Annotated in this window: 17 protein-coding genes and 1 pseudogene; 13 read left to right on the forward strand and 5 right to left on the reverse strand. The window is 44.3% G+C overall.

From position 1 onward, the window contains the following. From MMA19_RS17405 to gloA, 6 genes and pseudogenes are all read left to right on the forward strand, one after another. Positions 1-658: pseudogene (locus tag MMA19_RS17405) on the forward strand (electron transport complex subunit RsxC); the annotation flags it as partial. Beyond that, complete coding sequence (rsxD, locus tag MMA19_RS17410) at positions 658-1,704, forward strand: electron transport complex subunit RsxD (RefSeq protein ID WP_240206802.1); 1,047 nt, start codon at positions 658-660, stop codon at positions 1,702-1,704. The pseudogene MMA19_RS17405 and the gene rsxD, both read left to right, overlap by 1 nt. A gap of 5 nt (positions 1,705-1,709) precedes the next feature. After that, a complete protein-coding gene (gene rsxG / locus MMA19_RS17415; RefSeq protein ID WP_240206803.1) occupies positions 1,710-2,342 on the forward strand; it encodes an electron transport complex subunit RsxG in 633 nt (210 codons plus the stop codon). Next, positions 2,339-3,028: an electron transport complex subunit E gene (locus MMA19_RS17420; protein ID WP_006072938.1), complete on the forward strand. Its 690-nt coding sequence runs from the start codon at positions 2,339-2,341 to the stop codon at positions 3,026-3,028. Before rsxG ends, MMA19_RS17420 begins: the two co-directional genes overlap by 4 nt. Positions 3,029-3,120: 92 nt before the next feature. Beyond that, on the forward strand, positions 3,121-3,762 hold the full coding sequence (nth, locus tag MMA19_RS17425) for an endonuclease III (protein ID WP_006072937.1): 642 nt from the start codon (positions 3,121-3,123) through the stop codon (positions 3,760-3,762). Between the two features lie 18 nt (positions 3,763-3,780). Continuing rightward, positions 3,781-4,197 (forward strand): lactoylglutathione lyase, encoded by a 417-nt coding sequence (gene gloA / locus MMA19_RS17430; protein WP_038229500.1) that lies wholly within the window; start codon positions 3,781-3,783, stop codon positions 4,195-4,197. Positions 4,198-4,267: 70 nt separating this feature from the next. Here the strand turns inward: gloA and MMA19_RS17435 are convergent, their stop codons facing one another. Further along, a complete protein-coding gene (locus tag MMA19_RS17435) occupies positions 4,268-5,152 on the reverse strand; it encodes an OmpA family protein (RefSeq protein WP_038229497.1) in 885 nt (294 codons plus the stop codon). A 300-nt stretch (positions 5,153-5,452) separates the two neighbouring features. On the opposite strand from MMA19_RS17435, the gene rnt reads away from it, so the two are divergent. Together rnt and MMA19_RS17445 are read left to right on the forward strand one after the other, a co-directional pair. Further along, a complete protein-coding gene (gene rnt, locus MMA19_RS17440; RefSeq protein ID WP_240206991.1) occupies positions 5,453-6,106 on the forward strand; it encodes a ribonuclease T in 654 nt (217 codons plus the stop codon). A 25-nt stretch (positions 6,107-6,131) separates the two neighbouring features. Further along, positions 6,132-7,457: a Na+/H+ antiporter family protein gene (locus MMA19_RS17445; protein ID WP_038229495.1), complete on the forward strand. Its 1,326-nt coding sequence runs from the start codon at positions 6,132-6,134 to the stop codon at positions 7,455-7,457. 91 nt (positions 7,458-7,548) lie between these two features. On the opposite strand, the gene MMA19_RS17450 is transcribed toward MMA19_RS17445, so the two are convergent. Continuing rightward, positions 7,549-7,887 (reverse strand): Grx4 family monothiol glutaredoxin, encoded by a 339-nt coding sequence (locus MMA19_RS17450; RefSeq protein ID WP_031493434.1) that lies wholly within the window; start codon positions 7,885-7,887, stop codon positions 7,549-7,551. Positions 7,888-8,187: 300 nt separating this feature from the next. Between MMA19_RS17450 and sodB the strand changes: the two genes are divergently transcribed. The 3 genes from sodB (at position 8,188) to MMA19_RS17465 (ending at position 10,284) form a co-directional block, all read left to right on the forward strand. Next, positions 8,188-8,772 carry a superoxide dismutase [Fe] gene (sodB, locus tag MMA19_RS17455; RefSeq protein WP_031493433.1) on the forward strand — a complete coding sequence of 195 codons (585 nt, stop codon included), beginning with the start codon at positions 8,188-8,190 and terminating at the stop codon, positions 8,770-8,772. A gap of 121 nt (positions 8,773-8,893) precedes the next feature. Further along, positions 8,894-9,400, forward strand: coding sequence for a VC2046/SO_2500 family protein (locus MMA19_RS17460; RefSeq protein WP_240206804.1), 507 nt, complete (start codon positions 8,894-8,896; stop codon positions 9,398-9,400). 209 nt (positions 9,401-9,609) lie between these two features. Further along, complete coding sequence (locus MMA19_RS17465; RefSeq protein WP_038229491.1) at positions 9,610-10,284, forward strand: SDR family oxidoreductase; 675 nt, start codon at positions 9,610-9,612, stop codon at positions 10,282-10,284. A 133-nt stretch (positions 10,285-10,417) separates the two neighbouring features. On the opposite strand, the gene adhE is transcribed toward MMA19_RS17465, so the two are convergent. After that, positions 10,418-13,117, reverse strand: coding sequence for a bifunctional acetaldehyde-CoA/alcohol dehydrogenase (gene adhE, locus MMA19_RS17470; protein WP_006070067.1), 2,700 nt, complete (start codon positions 13,115-13,117; stop codon positions 10,418-10,420). Between the two features lie 659 nt (positions 13,118-13,776). On the opposite strand from adhE, the gene MMA19_RS17475 reads away from it, so the two are divergent. Together MMA19_RS17475 and MMA19_RS17480 are read left to right on the forward strand one after the other, a co-directional pair. Further along, positions 13,777-14,415, forward strand: coding sequence for a YchE family NAAT transporter (locus tag MMA19_RS17475; protein WP_006070066.1), 639 nt, complete (start codon positions 13,777-13,779; stop codon positions 14,413-14,415). Positions 14,416-14,557: 142 nt separating this feature from the next. After that, positions 14,558-15,403 (forward strand): ion transporter, encoded by an 846-nt coding sequence (locus MMA19_RS17480; RefSeq protein ID WP_006070065.1) that lies wholly within the window; start codon positions 14,558-14,560, stop codon positions 15,401-15,403. 65 nt (positions 15,404-15,468) lie between these two features. Here the strand turns inward: MMA19_RS17480 and asd are convergent, their stop codons facing one another. Together asd and MMA19_RS17490 are read right to left on the reverse strand one after the other, a co-directional pair. Beyond that, complete coding sequence (gene asd / locus MMA19_RS17485; protein ID WP_006070064.1) at positions 15,469-16,587, reverse strand: aspartate-semialdehyde dehydrogenase; 1,119 nt, start codon at positions 16,585-16,587, stop codon at positions 15,469-15,471. A 173-nt stretch (positions 16,588-16,760) separates the two neighbouring features. Continuing rightward, positions 16,761-17,963, reverse strand: coding sequence for a chemotaxis protein (locus MMA19_RS17490; protein ID WP_240206806.1), 1,203 nt, complete (start codon positions 17,961-17,963; stop codon positions 16,761-16,763). Positions 17,964-17,969: the final 6 nt, after the last annotated feature.

Raw genomic sequence — 17,969 nt, forward strand, 5'->3', positions numbered from 1 at the left:
GCCTGCTGAAGACGATCCGAAAAAAGCTGCCGTTGCTGCCGCTATTGCTCGTGCTAAAGCGCGTAAGCAAGCCGCTGTCGAAACCGAGCCAGAAACTCAAAACACCGATGCGCCTGCTGAAGACGATCCGAAAAAAGCTGCCGTTGCTGCCGCTATTGCTCGTGCTAAAGCGCGTAAGCAAGCCGCTGTCGAAACCGAGCCAGAAACTCAAAACACCGATGCGCCTGCTGAAGACGATCCGAAAAAAGCTGCCGTTGCTGCCGCTATTGCTCGTGCTAAAGCGCGTAAGCAAGCCGCTGCCGGAACAGAACTTGAAACTCAAGACGCCGACGCACCTACTGAAGACGATCCGAAAAAAGCTGCCGTTGCTGCCGCTATTGCTCGTGCTAAAGCGCGTAAGCAAGCCGCTGTCGAAACCGAGCTAGAGGCTCAAGACGCCGACGCACCTACTGAAGACGATCCGAAAAAAGCTGCCGTTGCTGCCGCTATCGCTCGTGCTAAAGCGCGTAAGCAAGCCGCTACCGGAACAGAGCCTGAGGTTCTAAGTGAGGACGAGCCTGCTGTGGATGACCCCAAAAAAGCGGCAGTTGCAGCCGCAATTGCACGCGCAAAAGCGAGAAAAATTGAAAAAGAACAAAATAACAAGGAGAACAACTAGTGTCTTTCTTTATTGCTAGCTCTCCACATGCGCACAGTCGTAAACGCACTCCAGATCTAATGAAAGGTGTGGCGCTTTGTGCGTTGCCAGGTCTGATAGCGCAAACATACTTTTTTGGTTGGGGCACCGGTATTCAACTGTGTTTAGCTATCATAGTCGGCTTGATGCTCGAAGCGATCGTAATGCTGTTTCGTAAGCGCTCTCCAATCTCCGCTCTTCGTGACTATAGCGCGCTTGTCACGGCTTGGTTATTGGCAATTGCGATACCGCCACTTTCTCCTTGGTGGGTATTAGTAATCGGCTTAGTATTTGCCATCATCATTGCTAAGCATTTATATGGCGGCCTAGGACAAAACCCATTCAACCCAGCGATGGTAGCCTATGTTGTTCTGCTGATTTCCTTCCCAGTTGAAATGACCAGCTGGATTACGCCTCATTCACTATCCAGTGAACCCGTTACTTTCACCGATGCATTCTCGCTCATTTTCTCGGGTTTTGATGCTGACGGGTATTCATTACAGCAAATTCGTACTGGTATTGATGGTATTACCATGGCGACACCACTTGATGCTTTCAAAACGGGTATTAAAAATGGCAACACTATTGCGGAAGTCGTTCAACAGCCTATATTTGGCGGTCTAGCGGGTATTGGTTGGGAGTGGGTGAACCTTGCTTATTTAGCTGGTGGTCTTATCTTACTTAAGCTACGAATCATTCAGTGGCACATTCCTGTTGCGATTCTTGCCTCGTTAACCGTGATTAGTGGTCTATTCATGCTGTTTACACCAGGCGCGACGGCGTCACCAATATTACACCTGTTATCTGGTGCAACCATGCTTGGGGCGTTCTTTATTGCTACTGACCCAGTATCAGCCTCGACAACAGTAAAAGGTCGATTGATATTTGGTGCATTTATCGGCGTGATGATCTTCGTAATCCGTACTTGGGGTGGCTTCCCTGACGGTGTCGCCTTCGCTGTTCTGTTAGCGAATATGTGCGTTCCGCTCATAGACTATTACACTAAACCAAGAACTTATGGACATTAATCACCATGTTGAATGCAATTAGAAAAAATGGCTTAACCTTGGCTATCTTTGCCTGTGCATCAACAGGGGTAGTCGCTGTTACGCAGTATCTAACCAAAGATCAGATCGTTCGCCAGGAGCGAGCACAACTTCAAGCGACACTTAATGAAGTTATTCCGCATGAACTGCATGATAATGAACTTTACGCATCTTGTACTTTGGTGAGTGATCCGGCTCTTGGAACAACACAACCACAGCCGGTCTATATCGCGACCATTAATAATGAACCCAAAGCCATGGCAATCGAGTCAGTAGCACCTGATGGCTACAATGGCGCAATTAAGATCATTGTTGGTATGGATATCGAAGGCACGATCTTAGGTACTCGGGTTCTGGCCCACCAAGAAACACCTGGACTAGGCGATAAAATCGACCTAAGAATTACTGACTGGGTGCTTGGCTTTACAGGCAAGCAAGTCACAGAAGATAATCAGTCACAGTGGGCCGTGCGAAAAGACGGTGGTCAATTTGATTCTTTCACTGGCGCCACAATTACACCACGTGCCGTCGTTAAGGCCGTGAAGAATACAGTAAACTACGTGAACACCCATCGCGATAAGATATTAAACCAACCACTAAATTGTGGAGGTGAAGAGTGAGTACTTCTAAAGAGTTGTTAAAAAATGGCCTATGGAATAATAACCCCGCGCTAGTTCAGCTTCTTGGCCTATGCCCTCTCCTTGCAGTGTCATCCACGGTGACGAATGCGTTGGGTCTTGGCCTTGCGACCTTAGCGGTGTTAGTCGGTTCCAACGTGACCGTTTCTCTTATCAGAGACTACGTCCCCAAAGAAGTTCGAATCCCTGTCTTTGTAATGATCATTGCTGCGCTAGTTACCTGCGTTCAGTTATTAATGAATGCGTACGCTTATGGACTGTATTTATCCCTCGGTATTTTCATCCCTCTTATTGTGACCAACTGCATTATTATTGGGCGAGCAGAAGCGTTTGCCTCCAAAAATGCGGTGCTACCAGCGGCACTTGACGGTTTGTGGATGGGGCTAGGCATGACTTCAGTACTGGTCGTTCTTGGTGCCATGCGCGAACTTATCGGCAACGGTACTCTATTTGATGGTGCTGATTTGTTATTGGGGCCGTGGGCGGCGGCACTTCGTATCGAAGTCTTCCAATTTGATAGCCAGTTCTTACTCGCCTTGTTACCACCAGGCGCATTTATCGGGGTTGGCTTTCTAATAGCTCTGAAAAATGTTATTGATAAGCAAATAGAGCTTCGTCAACCGAAACAAGAAAAACAGCAGATAGAACGCGCTCGTGTAACGAACTAATCACCATCTATAACAAGCCCAAGACTTTGCTAATCTTGGGCTTTTAATCACCGGAAGAACCCACTACTTTTTGGGAAGAGCTAAGTCAGCCAATGAACAATATAAAAAGAAGAGAAATCCTCGAACGACTTCGAGAAAACAACCCAAAGCCAGAGACTGAGCTCAACTGGAACTCCCCATTTGAGCTACTTATCGCCGTTTTACTTTCTGCTCAAGCAACCGATGTTAGCGTCAATAAAGCGACCGATAAGCTCTATCCCGTCGCTAATACACCTGAAGCAATGCTCGAACTGGGTGTGGATGGCGTAAAGGAATACATTAAAACTATCGGCTTGTTTAACTCTAAAGCAGAGAATGTCATCAAGACTTGCCAAATCCTAGTTGACCAACACAATAGCGAAGTCCCAGAAAACCGCGAAGCGCTAGAAGCTCTGCCAGGTGTTGGGCGTAAGACCGCTAATGTGGTACTAAACACTGCGTTTGGCTGGCCTACCATTGCTGTAGACACCCACATTTATCGTGTCTCAAATCGAACCAAATTTGCGATGGGCAAAACGGTGGATGATGTAGAACACAAGTTACTAAAAGTTGTACCAAAAGAGTTTAAACTAGACGTTCACCACTGGCTGATCCTTCACGGACGTTACACATGTGTCGCTCGAAAACCGAGATGTGGTAGCTGCATTATTGAAGATCTTTGTGAGTTTAAAGAAAAAGTCTATCCAGAGAATTAAAAACAAAGGAGCAATGTTATGTCTAACGGTCGTATCCTTCACACCATGCTACGCGTGGGTGATTTAGACAAGTCAATTTCTTTCTATACCGACGTTATTGGAATGAAGTTGCTACGTAAAAACGAAAATACTGAATACAAATACACGTTAGCGTTTTTAGGGTTTGGTGACGAGTCAGAAGGCGCAGTAATTGAGTTAACCTACAACTGGGGCGTGACTGAATACGATCTAGGCAGCGCTTACGGTCATATCGCTATTGGTGTCGATGATATCTACAGTACTTGTGATGCGATTAAAGCAGCAGGCGGCAACGTCACTCGTGAGCCAGGCCCTGTGAAAGGTGGTACCACTCAAATTGCATTTGTAAAAGACCCTGATGGCTACATGATTGAGCTTATTCAGAACAAACAAGCAAGTGCAGGTTTAGAGGGATAACCTCTACTCTTTCACCATGACTCTAGTAAAACGCCAGCTTAGTTCGCTGGCGTTTTTTTTCCTATCAAAACTAAACTTCGGTACGCCCGAAAGAAATCACCACGCGCTGATTCTTCGCTTTACCTATTGGAGAAGAATTGTCGGCAACAGGACGACGTTTCCCATAGCCTTGAACTTGAATACGGTCTTTAGGTAGTCCCAGTGACTGGAAATAGTCTTGCAGAATCGATGCGCGTTTATCGGAAAGTTGTTGGCTCTCACCTTTGGAATCCGAAGAATCCGTATAGGTCGAGACAAGAACCAAATCGATATCTTGATTGTATCGAACGTACTCGGCGATTTGCTCAAGCCTATGTTGGGAAGTCTTATTCAGCTGTTCACTATTACGGTCATAATGTAAAATCGTGAATGAAATGTCTTCGAAGCTGTAAGGTAATAGATTGGCGATACAGTCACTAAAGACATTGTATTTGGCTTGGAATAAAACCGAAGACAACGAGACCTCGATTCGCTCATCTCTACTTTGCCAATCTTGATAACTGAAAGTTGGATAGCGTCCTTTTTCTAGCTCACTCAATATACTCCAAGCAGCCTGTCCACCGACATACCCATCAAACTGCTTAAAGAACTGTAGGTTAGTAATTCTGTCGGCACTGTCACCCGGTCTCCATGGAGGCGGCAAAGACACCAAACTCACATTTCGAGTTTCGCCCATAGAGCGGCGCATTTTTAATTCAAAATCCAGATTCATCTTCTTGCTTGCACGTGCGATGAACTCCGCGTCACCGAAATTAGGAATCGGATGAACAAGTCGGCATTCTAGCGGAGAATTACTGACCATTTCCCATTGTGACTGTGTTGGTGTTGCCACATAACGTTTCTCAATTGCCGCATTGGCCGCAGTAGCAGTCATAATAGGCAACAGTGATAGTGTTAGTAAGGCTTTTAATTTCATACAGTTAAGTAACTCTTTTGCAATATACGCGACGGCACAGTTTTGCCGCTCTACGTGCTAGATGGATCTCCACATCAGTTACTGCAAAAACCTCGCCATGTTATCAGCTCAATTCACCAACGTACGTTTCCTTTGCGTCTTTGTTCAACTTGTTCCCTTTCATGGTTTGATAAGTAGTCATGAATCATAGCCAAGCATGATTTTTCAAACTTTGTCTGCGAAAATTAAATGACTCGTCTGGTTTTTTATAGTTGGATAATCTGCAATAATGCTGCCTTCGTCACACTAGAAAACTCTGAAATGACCGTAGAAAACGAAGCACTCACCCTAAAAAAGCGATTCCGTGGCTATTTTCCCGTCGTCGTTGACGTTGAGACCGCAGGTTTCAATGCTAAGACCGATGCGTTATTGGAGATTTGCGCAATCACTTTAACCATGGACGACCAAGGAAATTTGCAGCCAGCTTCCGTCTTGCACTTTCACATAGAGCCATTTGAAGGCGCTAACCTAGAGAAGGAAGCACTGGAATTTACAGGAATTCGCGACCCATTTAGTCCGCTTCGAGGTGCTGTGCCTGAACAGGAAGCACTTAAAGACATCTACAAAGTCATTCGCAAAGAGCAAAAGCAACATGATTGCAGCCGAGCTATCATGGTGGCTCACAATGCTAATTTTGATCATAGTTTTGTTAGTGCAGCGAATGAGCGCGCTAAACTTAAGCGCGTTCCCTTCCACCCGTTTGCCACTTTCGATACAGCCACTTTAAGTGGTTTAGCTTATGGTCAAACGGTATTGGCAAAAGCTTGTAAAGCCGCAGGTATGGAGTTTGACAATAGAGAGGCTCACTCCGCCCTTTATGACACTCAAAAGACGGCTGAGCTATTTTGTCGAATCGTCAACAAATGGAAAGCGCTTGGTGGCTGGCCTATTGTTGATGAACAAGCCCAAAAATAAATAAACACAACTTTTAGAGATTAATATGAATCCTGTCGTTATTTCCGTTTGCATCATGCTGGTTTTGGCCTTAATGCGAGTTAACGTTGTCGTTGCGTTAACATTCAGTGCCATTGTTGGTGGTGTCGTGTCTGGTATGTCATTAACTGAAGCTGTGAGCGCCTTTGAGGGTGGCTTGGGTGGTGGTGCAACCATCGCGCTAAGCTACGCGATGCTTGGTACCTTTGCCGTGGCTATTTCAAAGTCTGGTATTACTGACCTGTTAGCTCAAAGTGTTATTAAGCGTATTCACGGCAAAGAAAGCTCTGCTTCAACTACTGGCCTAAAATATGCGGTACTTGCAGCACTCATTCTCGTTACCATGTCTTCGCAGAACATTATTCCTGTTCACATCGCCTTTATCCCAATTTTAATTCCACCTCTATTGGGCGTTTTTGCCAAGTTAAAGCTCGACCGCCGACTGGTAGCATGTGTGTTAACTTTTGGTTTGGTGACGCCTTATATGGTGTTACCTGTTGGTTTCGGTGGCATTTTCCTAAACAACATTTTGCTAAAGAACCTTCATGACAACGGTTTGGAATCAGTGACAGCGGCACAAGTGCCAATGGCAATGCTTCTTCCTGCTGCCGGTATGATCACTGGCCTTCTATTTGCTATTTTCTTTAGTTATAGAAAACCTCGTGAGTATGCTGAAACAGAGATGACTCAAATCGATGAAGAGCCAACACATATTAATAAGAAAAACATAGCTGTAGCTATTGCTGGTATCGTCGCAGCGCTTGCAGTGCAGTTAACATCGGGTTCTATGATCATTGGTGCACTTGCAGGTTTCATGGTTTTCACGTTTGGCGGTGTTATCGCTTGGAAAGAAACCCAAGATGTGTTCACCAAGGGTGTTCACATGATGGCAATGATTGGCTTCATCATGATTTCTGCTGCTGGATTTGCCGCAGTAATGAAACAAACGGGCGGCGTAGAATCTTTAGTGGCAGCGCTATCAACAAGTATTGGCGACAACAAGCCACTAGCTGCTTTGCTTATGCTTATCGTCGGTTTGCTAGTTACTATGGGTATCGGTTCTTCATTCTCAACCATCCCAATTATCGCTACTATCTATGTGCCTCTGGCACTGGCATTTGGCTTCTCACCAATGGCAACAATTGCTCTAGTTGGTACCGCCGCGGCCCTTGGTGATGCAGGCTCTCCAGCTTCTGACTCAACCCTAGGTCCAACCTCGGGATTGAATGCCGACGGCCAACACGAACACATTTGGGAAACTGTTGTTCCAACCTTTATTCACTACAACATCCCACTGATTATTTTCGGTTGGATAGCAGCCATGGTTCTGTAACAACATCAGATACGAAAAAGGCTTGGTCATTGACCAAGCCTTTTTTATTTCTGTCATCACTCAATAAAGAGAAATGATTGAAGATACCGCGTTACGCTTCTTCTTCACCAGCATTACGTGCAGCCGCTTCTTTGATTAGTGGTTGTAGTTCACCCTTTTGGAACATTTCCATAATGATGTCACAGCCACCAATTAGTTCACCTTCAACCCATAGTTGTGGGAACGTTGGCCATTGTGCGTACTTAGGCAGTTCAGCGCGAATGTCTGGGTTTTGTAGAATGTCTACGTAGGCAAATTTTTCACCACAACCCATTAGTGCTTGAGCAGCTTGAGAAGAAAAGCCACAGCTAGGCAATTTAGGTGAACCCTTCATGTAAAGAAGAATTGCGTTTTCTTCAATTTGCTGTTTGATTTTATCGATAGTTTCCATTGCTTCCTCGAAATGCTTTTACTGCGGATATGGTCACATTCTAGCGAATCGCCACAGAATAAAAAGCACAATAATTATGTGGTTATACTATTGTAGCTAAGATGTGATGCAACCGACTCTAATCTTAGCTACCTGAGTTTGGTTTTTAATAAGTCATAACAATAAATTTTCTTGAGAACTCTTTTAATAAAGTAAAAACTTGCTAAAATAGCAAGCAGTCAGTCAACACCCGACTCAATAATAAATATCTTGGAAGCAATCAGGGTAAAAACCCGCTAATAATCAATGGAGAAGCGAGCAATGGCATTCGAACTACCAGCACTTCCTTACGCAAAAGATGCTCTAGAACCACATATCTCAGCAGAAACACTGGACTACCATCACGGTAAACACCACAACACTTACGTTGTTAAACTAAACGGCCTAATTCCAGGTACTGAGTTTGAAGGTAAAACACTAGAAGAGATCGTTAAGACTTCAACTGGCGGTGTTTTCAACAACGCAGCTCAGATTTGGAACCACACGTTCTACTGGCACTGCCTAGCGCCAAACGCTGGCGGCGAACCAACAGGTGCGGTTGCTGATGCAATCAACGCTGCATTCGGCTCGTTCGAAGAGTTCAAAGCTAAGTTCACTGATTCAGCAATCAACAACTTCGGTTCTTCATGGACTTGGTTAGTTAAGAAAGCTGACGGTTCTCTAGATATCGTGAACACTTCAAACGCAGCGACTCCACTAACAGAAGAAGGTGTGACTCCACTTCTAACTGTAGACTTGTGGGAACATGCTTACTACATCGATTACCGTAACCTTCGTCCAGACTACATGAACGGTTTTTGGGCGCTAGTTAACTGGGCATTCGTAGAAGAAAACCTAGCTAAATAATCGGATCGATAACTGATTACCTTAAAGGCCTGCTTTCGCAGGTCTTTTTTATGATAACCGTCAATTATCGCTAAAGCCCCCTGTTCTCATGCCGATAAAGAAAGAGTCATGAGGGGTATATATGCAAATTCATAGCTTAGACAAAGCTAATTTAATCAACGAACTACAATGTGGTACGTCGCTTTGCCATGCCGTTGAACAAGGTAGACGCGCTGATTTCGCATTAATGCTATCTATGTTTAGTCATGACTGCCGTGAAACTAGCGTCATTGAGGATATCGATACTGCTATAGCGGACGAAACAGTATTGCGCCAACGCTTCAATGTCCCTACTGCTCAGAAACTTCAGGGGGAGTTGGATGATTATCAAACCTCAGCGGCAATTGCTAATCAATTCCACCAAGGTGGCCTGGCAAGCGCAAAACTTCAGCATTACAGCACACCTGAACCTCTAAACTACCAGCCAACAGATACCATAGGTCTCAGTGAAGAAGTCTATCAAAATCTGTCAGGACATACGCGCCGACAGTTGGCTCAAGGGTCTGTTAATACCCCAAATAATATAGATTACTTATATAACCACCTTTCCACCGCCTACCGTAAAGATACGTTAGCTAACCAAGCTTAACCACACTTTATAAGTGGTTACTAATGTAATCTTGTCCACTTTTTCCGTACACAATGTGATATGTGGCAGAAATAACCCTTTCGTTTAGCACTTTTCTAGAAAAGTTTGAAGTTATTCACATTTGATTCACAGTTTTTCTACCAAGTTATTAATTCAGGGGAATGCCTTTTTGGCTAAATCTATCCGAAACCGACACTTTCGGGGTAACTATGATCATTAAAAATTCAGTTGTACTTATCACTTCCGCAGGGACTAGCTTGGGTGCAATGATTGCGTTGCACTTTGCTAAACTTGGTGCCCGTATTGTTCTGTGCGATGTGAATCCATCTTCATTACTGGCTACTTACCGGCGTTGCCTCGAACTTACCGAGCTTGTCGACATGGTTGAGATTGAGGATATATCGTTAGATTCGGTAGAATCTCTGTTCAATGTGATTGAGTCAAAAACTGGTCGATCTCCTGATGTTCTGGTTAATCATTGGACTTCACTCCCACAACAATCCTTAACAGGAAGTTCATCAAACTCGAGCTTTATTCAAAAATTCTCTATGCTCGCCTCCAGTCTATTTATGTTTGGACAAGTGGCAGCGGAGCGCATGGCTATTCACCAATCTGGTGTGATAGTCAATGTGGTCGCGCAAGAGCCAGATCAGCATCATAGTGATTTGGATAACACGACGTCGATGGTGACCGGGTTTACCAAAAGTTGGGCGAAAGAACTAAAAGCACACAATGTACGTGTTGGAGGTGTCATTCCGGTCACAACGCATAACTATCACATTGCCACAAATTGGTCAGAAGTGCAGGACGAGCTAACGAGAACAACGGAATACATAGTGAGTAATGATTATTTCAGTGGTCGAGTTGTAAGCACTGAAGCATAGCCGTGCACAGGTTCGAGTAACGCCATAAGTAGGGACTCTTTGAAAACCGGATAAAAAAAGCCCCTTCATTTCTGAAGGGGCTTTATCATTTTTCCCGATTTAGATTTCGTGCTAGCGAAAATCTACAACTGAATTAAGCTTCAGCTTTCTCTTTTTTAGCTTTAGCTACTGGCTTAGCTTCTTGGTCTGCTTTCTTCTTGATAACAGTCGTACCTTCGAAAGTTTCACCTTCAACGAATGCTTTACCGTAGTAAGCCGCTTTCAGAACTTCTTTAAGCTCAGAGATTAGAGGGTAGCGTGGGTTCGCACCAGTACATTGGTCATCGAACGCTTCAACCGCTAGCTCGTCAAGCTTCGCTAGGAAGTCAGACTCAGCTACACCTGCAGCTTGGATAGAAGCTGGGATGTCTAGGTCTTGCTTAAGCTCTTCCATCCATGCTAGCAGACGTTCAATCTTCTGAGCAGTACGGTCACCAGCTTGGCTTAGGCCTAGGTGGTCAGCTACTTCAGCGTAACGACGACGTGCTTGTGGACGGTCGTACTGAGAGAACGCAGTTTGCTTAGTTGGGTTGTCGTTCGCGTTGTAACGAACAACGTTAGAGATTAGTAGTGCGTTCGCCAGACCGTGTGGTAAGTGGAACTCAGCACCAATCTTGTGAGCCATTGAGTGACAAACACCTAGGAAAGCGTTCGCAAATGCTACACCAGCGATAGTTGCCGCGTTGTGTACTTTTTCACGAGCGATTGGGTCATTTGCACCGTTCGCATAGCTTGAAGGTAGGTACTCTTTAAGCATCTTAAGTGCTTGTAGAGCCTGACCGTCAGAGTATTCGTTCGCTAGAACTGATACGTAAGCTTCTAGAGCGTGAGTTACTGCGTCGTAACCACCGAATGCTGTTAGAGACTTAGGCATGTTCATAACAAGGTTCGCGTCAACGATAGCCATGTTAGGAGTTAGTTCGTAGTCAGCTAGTGGGTACTTAGCACCAGTCTCGTCGTCAGTAACAACTGCGAATGGAGTAACTTCAGAACCAGTACCAGATGTTGTAGTGATACATACAAGCTCAGCTTTTTGACCCATTTTAGGGAACTTGTAGATACGTTTACGGATGTCCATAAAGCGCATTGCAAGCTCTTCGAAGTGAGTTTCTGGGTGCTCGTACATTACCCACATGATCTTAGCAGCATCCATCGGAGAACCACCACCTAGAGCGATGATTACGTCTGGTTGGAAGCTTTGCATTGCTTCTGCACCTTTCTTAACAACAGATAGCGTTGGATCCGCTTCTACGTCGAAGAAAGTTTGAACTTCCATGCCTTGAGCTTTAAGAAGCTTCACTACTTCATCACTGTAACCGTTGTTGAATAGGAAACGGTCAGTTACTAGGAATACGCGCTTCTTACCTTCTAGGTCGCTAAGAGCGATTGGAAGGCTACCACGACGGAAGTAGATAGACTTAGGTAGTTTGTGCCACAACATGTTTTCAGCTCGCTTCGCTACAGTTTTCTTGTTGATTAGGTGTTTAGGACCTACGTTCTCAGAGATAGAGTTACCACCCCAAGAACCACAACCTAGAGTTAGAGAAGGTGCAACGTTGAAGTTGTAAAGGTCACCGATACCACCGTGAGTAGTTGGGATGTTTACAAGGATACGTGCAGTCTTCATCTTGTCACCGAAGTAACGGATGCGGTCAGCGTTAACGTCTTGGTTTGTGTACAGACCAGATGTGTGACCGATACCACCGATTTCAACCATAGTTACTGCTTGAGCAACTGCGTCTTCGAAATCGTCAGCGCGGAATAGACCCAGAGTTGGAGATAGTTTCTCGTGAGCAAATGCGTCGTCGTAAGAAACTTTACCTAGACCTTCACCAACTAGAACTTTAGTGTCAGCTGGAACTTTAACGCCTGCCATTTCAGCGATAGCTGGAGCTGGTTGACCTACGATCTTAGCATTAAGGTTGCCGTCGATTAGAAGTACTTTACGTACTTTCTCAGCTTCAGCTTTGCTTAGAACGTATGCTTTGTGAGAAGCGAAACGCTCTTTAACTTCGTCGTATACAGAGTCAACAACGATTGCAGCCTGCTCAGAAGCACAAACTACGCCGTTATCGAACGTTTTAGACATAAGGATAGAGGCAACTGCACGTTTAACGTCAGCAGTTTCGTCGATGACTACAGGAACGTTACCTGCACCTACACCGATTGCTGGCTTACCAGAAGAGTAAGCTGCTTTAACCATGCCTGGACCACCAGTTGCAAGGATAAGAGCGATGTCGTCGTGCTTCATAAGAGCGTTAGAAAGCTCTACAGATGGTTGGTCGATCCAACCGATGATGTCTTTTGGAGCACCTGCTGCTACTGCTGCATCTAGAACTAGTTTAGCTGCATCGTTAGTAGAGTTCTTCGCACGTGGGTGTGGCGAGAAGATGATACCGTTACGAGTCTTCAAAGAGATTAGAGATTTGAAGATTGCAGTAGAAGTTGGGTTAGTTGTTGGTACGATACCGCAGATGATGCCTACAGGCTCAGCGATAGTCATAGTGCCTAGGTTGTCGTCTTCTTCAAGAATGCCACAAGTTTTCTCGTCTTTGTATTTGTTGTAGATGAACTCAGACGCAAAGTGGTTCTTGATAACTTTATCTTCAACGATACCCATACCAGACTCTTCTACCGCTTGTTGTGCAAGAGGGATACGAGCTTGGTTAGCTGCTAAAGATGCTGCGCGAAAAATCTTGTCAACTTGCTCTTGAGAGTAAGTTGCAAATTCTGCTTGTGCCGCTTTAACGCGTGCAACCATTGCATCTAGTTCAGCCATATTTGTTACAGGCATAATGAATCTCCTAAAATAAAAAAACTAAAAACTTTTTAGTAAGTTAGCTGTTTGCCATCAATAGTTACTCTTAGGTAACCCAACTCTACTTAGTAAATTGCTTTCATGGCTGAGTATAATATTTCAGGACGTGAAAAAAATTGACTCAGATCAGTTCTGAAAAGTAATTTACCTACTTAGTAGTAACCATTAAGGGTAATGCAAGGTAAGCAATTGTTTTATAATAATTATATTGAGTAAAATACTTAGCTCAAAATTACAGCAATCGAATGATTTTTTTAAATAAACTACAAATTTCTGTAAAAAAGTTTCATTTTTGTACAGATAAATCAAGTAAACCACCCTGCACGTGCTACAGCAAGTATATCCGCAGCCACCTCTAAAACCACCGACATCACATTTTTTTATCAAAAACGTGCTCGCGATAACAAATACGAAACAAGCTTCAATTCAGTTTGCTACTGGTATTGAAATTTATTTTCACATTCTATTCATAAATGCGACCAGCATCATTTGCCATTATATTTTTTGTGGTTATTGAGTGACATATCGTTAGATTTTTTCATTCGCTTATCGACAAATGTTAGCGTACATTAGCGTCCTAAAATTGGGGACTCCAAGCCCATGTTATCCACCTCTTTCACATAGAGTATCGAGAAATGAGTAGTATCGAATTCGCTATTTATTTGCAGTTCTTCTTAGGTCTAGTTGCCGCAGTGAACCCTGTAGGAATCATGCCGGTTTTTGTGTCGCTAACTGGACATATGTCGCTCGAAGATAAAAACAAAACCGCAGCGACAGCCAATATTGCTGTCGCTATCATCTTGATCACCTCGTTGTTAGCAGGCCAAGTACTTCTTGATATGTTTAGTATCTCGCTAGACTCATTCCGCGTTGCCGGTGGTTTGCTGCTACTGAGCATCGCGTTTTCAATGATGTCGGGTAAGCTCGGTGAAGATAAGCAGAATAAACAAGAAAAATCGGAGTATGTCAGCAAAGAGCAAATCGGCGTCGTCCCACTGGCAATGCCATTAATGGCGGGTCCTGGTGCGATAAGCTCTACTATTGTCTATGGCGCTCGCTACCCAGGAATGCTGGAAACAACGGGTATCATCATTACCATTATCGCTTTTGCTTTGTGTTCGTGGCTACTTTATCGCTCAGCGCCTTTAATCGTGCGTTTCTTAGGGCAGACAGGAATTAACGTGATCACCCGTATCATGGGTTTGATTCTCGGTGCATTGGGTATTGAGTTTATGGCAAATGGCCTTAAAGCTTTGTTCCCTGGTTTGGCTTAAATAATCTTTCAAGCCCCACTTTAATAAAGGTGGGGCTACCTTGTCGTCTGCCCTTAATCTCCACTCTCAGAAACTAAGCCCCTGCCCCTACACCTCACTTAGGTATATACTAGTTTTTAGTCGTTAACGAAATGTACTTGCTATGGAAAACAATCGGTTAAAGCATCAGCTTTACGTCATCATATTTGGCCATAATACCCGAGCGGGACGAGCGTTTGATATTGCGCTCATTATTGCCATTCTTCTTTCGCTCACAGTGTTAATCCTTCACTCAATCGAAGGGCTTGCGACAGAATGGGATCAAGAATTTCAACTACTCGAGTACTTCTTTACTGCATTATTTACAGTTGAATATATACTCCGGCTGTATTGTTCTCCAAAACCCAAAGCGTACGCCACAAGTTTTTACGGTGTGGTTGACCTCCTTGCCATTTTACCGACCTACCTAGCCCTTCTTTTCCCATCGGCTTCGTTTATGGGAGTAATCAGGCTGCTTCGAGTCATGAGAATATTCCGAATCTTAAAGCTCGTGCGCTATCTTCAAGATTCAAATATTTTGTTGCGTTCTCTACTCATGTCGAGACGTAAAATCTTTGTATTCTTCAGCACAGTAGCAATTCTAGTCACCATATTTGGTGCTTTAATCTTCGTTATAGAAGGCCCCGAGAATGGTTTTACTAGCATCCCACAAAGTATTTACTGGGCGATCGTCACTATAACGACGGTTGGCTACGGCGATTTGGTGCCAAGTACACCCCTTGGCAAAGCGCTAGCATCATTAACCATGCTACTCGGTTACTCTATTCTTGCAGTGCCTACTGGTATTATTACGGCCGAGCTAAATCAAGAAATGAAGACACATAGGAACCTGGTAAAGTGTCCAAACTGCTCAAAGGCAGGACACGAAAGTGATGCTTTGCACTGTAAGCACTGTGGCAGTGAACTTGCTCCACCAGACGAGCGTGTGACAGCCAGTTCAGAAGAATAATTTCCGCCCCCCCAATACCAAAAAAGCCCTCATCTAGAGGGCTTTTTTATTGTTCAATGAATTGATTACGATGCTTTTTCTGCAAGAATAATACGCAGTGTACGGCGTAGCGGTTCCGCAGCCCCCCAAAGTAACTGGTCACCTACAGTGAACGCATTCAAGAAGTCATTACCCATCGCCATCTTTCTTAGACGACCAACAGGGATAGACATCGTGCCGGTAACTTTCGCCGGAGTCAGTTCTTGAGCGGTAATGTCACGCTCATTCGGGATAACTTTAACCCAGTCATTATGAGTGGCGATGATCTCTTCGATTTCATCCATTGGTACATCTTGCTTAAGCTTGATTGTGAGTGCTTGAGCATGACAACGCATCGCGCCGATACGAACACAAGTACCATCGATAGCAATTGGGTTGCCATCCGTACCAAGGATCTTGTTGGCTTCAACGCCAGCTTTCCACTCTTCTTTACTTTGACCGTTATCGCGTTTTACGTCGATCCATGGAATGAGAGAGCCAGCCAAAGGCACACCAAATTGATCTGTTGGGAAAGAAGACGAACGAATAGTCTCAGCCACTTTACGGTCGATATCTAGAATCGAACTAGCTGGGTTTGCAAGCTCTGAAGAGACAGCATCATTAACTACACCCATTTGTGAAATAAGCTCACGCATGTTTTTGGCACCGGCACCAGAAGCCGCTTGGTACGTCATGGCACTCATCCATTCGACCATGCCTTTTTCATACAGGCCACCTAAACCAAGCAACATCAAGCTCACGGTACAGTTACCGCCAACAAAAGTGTTTGTGCCTTTAATTAGACCATCTTGAATCTGACCTAAGTTCACTGGGTCTAAAGTAATGATAGAGTCTTTGTCCATACGGAGAGTAGAAGCTGCATCAATCCAATAGCCTTTCCAACCAGCTTGACGTAATGCAGGATAGACTTTTTCTGTGTAGCTACCACCTTGGCAGGTAATGACTGCATCAAGTTGTTTCAAGCTTTCGATATCAAAAGCATCTTGAAGCATACCGGCATCTTTGCCGAAGTTAGGGGCAGGGATACCTACTTGAGAGGTACTGTAGAATACTGGTTCGATAACGTCGAAGTCTTTTTCTTCGACCATACGCTGCATCAATACCGAACCAACCATGCCGCGCCAACCAACTAAACCTACTCTCATTGAATTACTCTCCGTGTGAATTTAAAAAAGGCTACTCCATCTATAAAATTTTCCGAGCCATAACACAAGAGCAAAGTAACAATAAGTGTGTCTTTTTTTAACTAACCCTACCAGTTTTGCTAATTTGAGAAGATTAAGTTGTAAAAAAGCCCCAATACGGAGCTTCTATAAATTTACGCGCTTGTTTTACTTTCTTTTCTTGCTTGAACCTTCTTACCAAGGATGTAACCAAGCCCGAGAGGCGCAAAAAAGATCACCAAAATAAACAAGATAAAGTAAACAATAGTGCTCTTAATCAGTTGGATAAGTTTTTCTACAGCTAACGTTACGACATCTTGAGAAATCTTGTCGAGGTCTTGAGCAAACAGTTCTCTCTCTTGATTAACGATAATCGCAATTTCCTTCCGTTCACGTTCAACCATTTTAATTAACTCTTCACGCTCTCTCGCCACCATATCATCAAGGGCTTGTCTTTCCGCGCTTAGCTGCGTCAACTTATCTTGAGTCTTGGCATCCAAATCATTGAGTAGTGGCTGCAATTCAATCGCCATCTTCTGCGCTAGATCTCTCATGTACTCGGGATTATTGTTAACGAAGTCCTGAAACGCGTCTGCACTTAATTGGAAGCTCTGGATAGCTCCTCGAATGTCATCACCATTTACGTTGCTATTTAATGCAATCAGCTGCGCTTTCCACGTCATTAGCTTCGGTGTTTGTTCCGACATAAGAGATAAACGATCCGAGACATCCGATAGTGCTTCTGGCATGGTTCCAAGCGTTGTTGTAACTTCACTTTCGTCAATCCCCTGCGCTTTTAACCACTCACGATAAGCCGGTGTTCTAGAAAAAGTTAGATTTTCAAAAGGGTGTAACGCGGCAAATTTCTCGACAAACTCTTTGCTAGTTGCGTAGCTATCACCTTTGAATAACGATTTTGCTAACTGATCAATTTCGCTGCTAAGTTGCTGAGACACTTGTTTAGCATCATCACTTGTAAACAGAGCTTGACCATTACCTTGGTTGAAAAAGTTATTCATCTGGATCGTAAACACCCACGAATCGATCAACCCTGCAGTCGGCGAAACTTGATAAGCAGCTTGTTGTAGGCCCTCTTCTGCATGGATTTTCCAAAGTAACACGTACGATTGGTTCATCACGTCATTTTCAGGATACTGAGCCGCAAGTGAGTCCGCTGTTGATTCAACTTGGCTAAAAAACTCACGACTGTATTCTCGCGTCATCAAGCGCATATTCAATTCTTGCTTCGTCAGCGGGGTCGTTTGGCTATCGAGTTGAACCTCGAGAAGTGAGCAGCCTGAGAGAGCTACCATGAGCAGTAATAAAAGAAAATTGCGAGTGGCGCGCAATGCGTTCATCAAAAA

This window comes from Vibrio sp. CyArs1, from assembly GCF_022432925.1.
Lineage (GTDB): Bacteria > Pseudomonadota > Gammaproteobacteria > Enterobacterales > Vibrionaceae > Vibrio > Vibrio mediterranei.

Excerpts from the sequence above, each read along its gene's own strand:
- rsxG (WP_240206803.1), top strand. The coding sequence starts at position 1,710 with ATGTTGAATGCAATTAGAAAAAATGGCTTAACCTTGGCTATCTTTGCC.
- nth (WP_006072937.1), top strand. The coding sequence starts at position 3,121 with ATGAACAATATAAAAAGAAGAGAAATCCTCGAACGACTTCGAGAAAAC.
- gloA (WP_038229500.1), top strand. The coding sequence starts at position 3,781 with ATGTCTAACGGTCGTATCCTTCACACCATGCTACGCGTGGGTGATTTA.
- MMA19_RS17435 (WP_038229497.1), bottom strand. The coding sequence starts at position 5,152 with ATGAAATTAAAAGCCTTACTAACACTATCACTGTTGCCTATTATGACT.
- rnt (WP_240206991.1), top strand. The coding sequence starts at position 5,453 with ATGACCGTAGAAAACGAAGCACTCACCCTAAAAAAGCGATTCCGTGGC.
- MMA19_RS17445 (WP_038229495.1), top strand. The coding sequence starts at position 6,132 with ATGAATCCTGTCGTTATTTCCGTTTGCATCATGCTGGTTTTGGCCTTA.
- MMA19_RS17450 (WP_031493434.1), bottom strand. The coding sequence starts at position 7,887 with ATGGAAACTATCGATAAAATCAAACAGCAAATTGAAGAAAACGCAATT.
- sodB (WP_031493433.1), top strand. The coding sequence starts at position 8,188 with ATGGCATTCGAACTACCAGCACTTCCTTACGCAAAAGATGCTCTAGAA.
- MMA19_RS17460 (WP_240206804.1), top strand. The coding sequence starts at position 8,894 with ATGCAAATTCATAGCTTAGACAAAGCTAATTTAATCAACGAACTACAA.
- MMA19_RS17465 (WP_038229491.1), top strand. The coding sequence starts at position 9,610 with ATGATCATTAAAAATTCAGTTGTACTTATCACTTCCGCAGGGACTAGC.
- adhE (WP_006070067.1), bottom strand. The coding sequence starts at position 13,117 with ATGCCTGTAACAAATATGGCTGAACTAGATGCAATGGTTGCACGCGTT.
- MMA19_RS17475 (WP_006070066.1), top strand. The coding sequence starts at position 13,777 with ATGAGTAGTATCGAATTCGCTATTTATTTGCAGTTCTTCTTAGGTCTA.
- MMA19_RS17480 (WP_006070065.1), top strand. The coding sequence starts at position 14,558 with ATGGAAAACAATCGGTTAAAGCATCAGCTTTACGTCATCATATTTGGC.
- asd (WP_006070064.1), bottom strand. The coding sequence starts at position 16,587 with ATGAGAGTAGGTTTAGTTGGTTGGCGCGGCATGGTTGGTTCGGTATTG.
- MMA19_RS17490 (WP_240206806.1), bottom strand. The coding sequence starts at position 17,963 with ATGAACGCATTGCGCGCCACTCGCAATTTTCTTTTATTACTGCTCATG.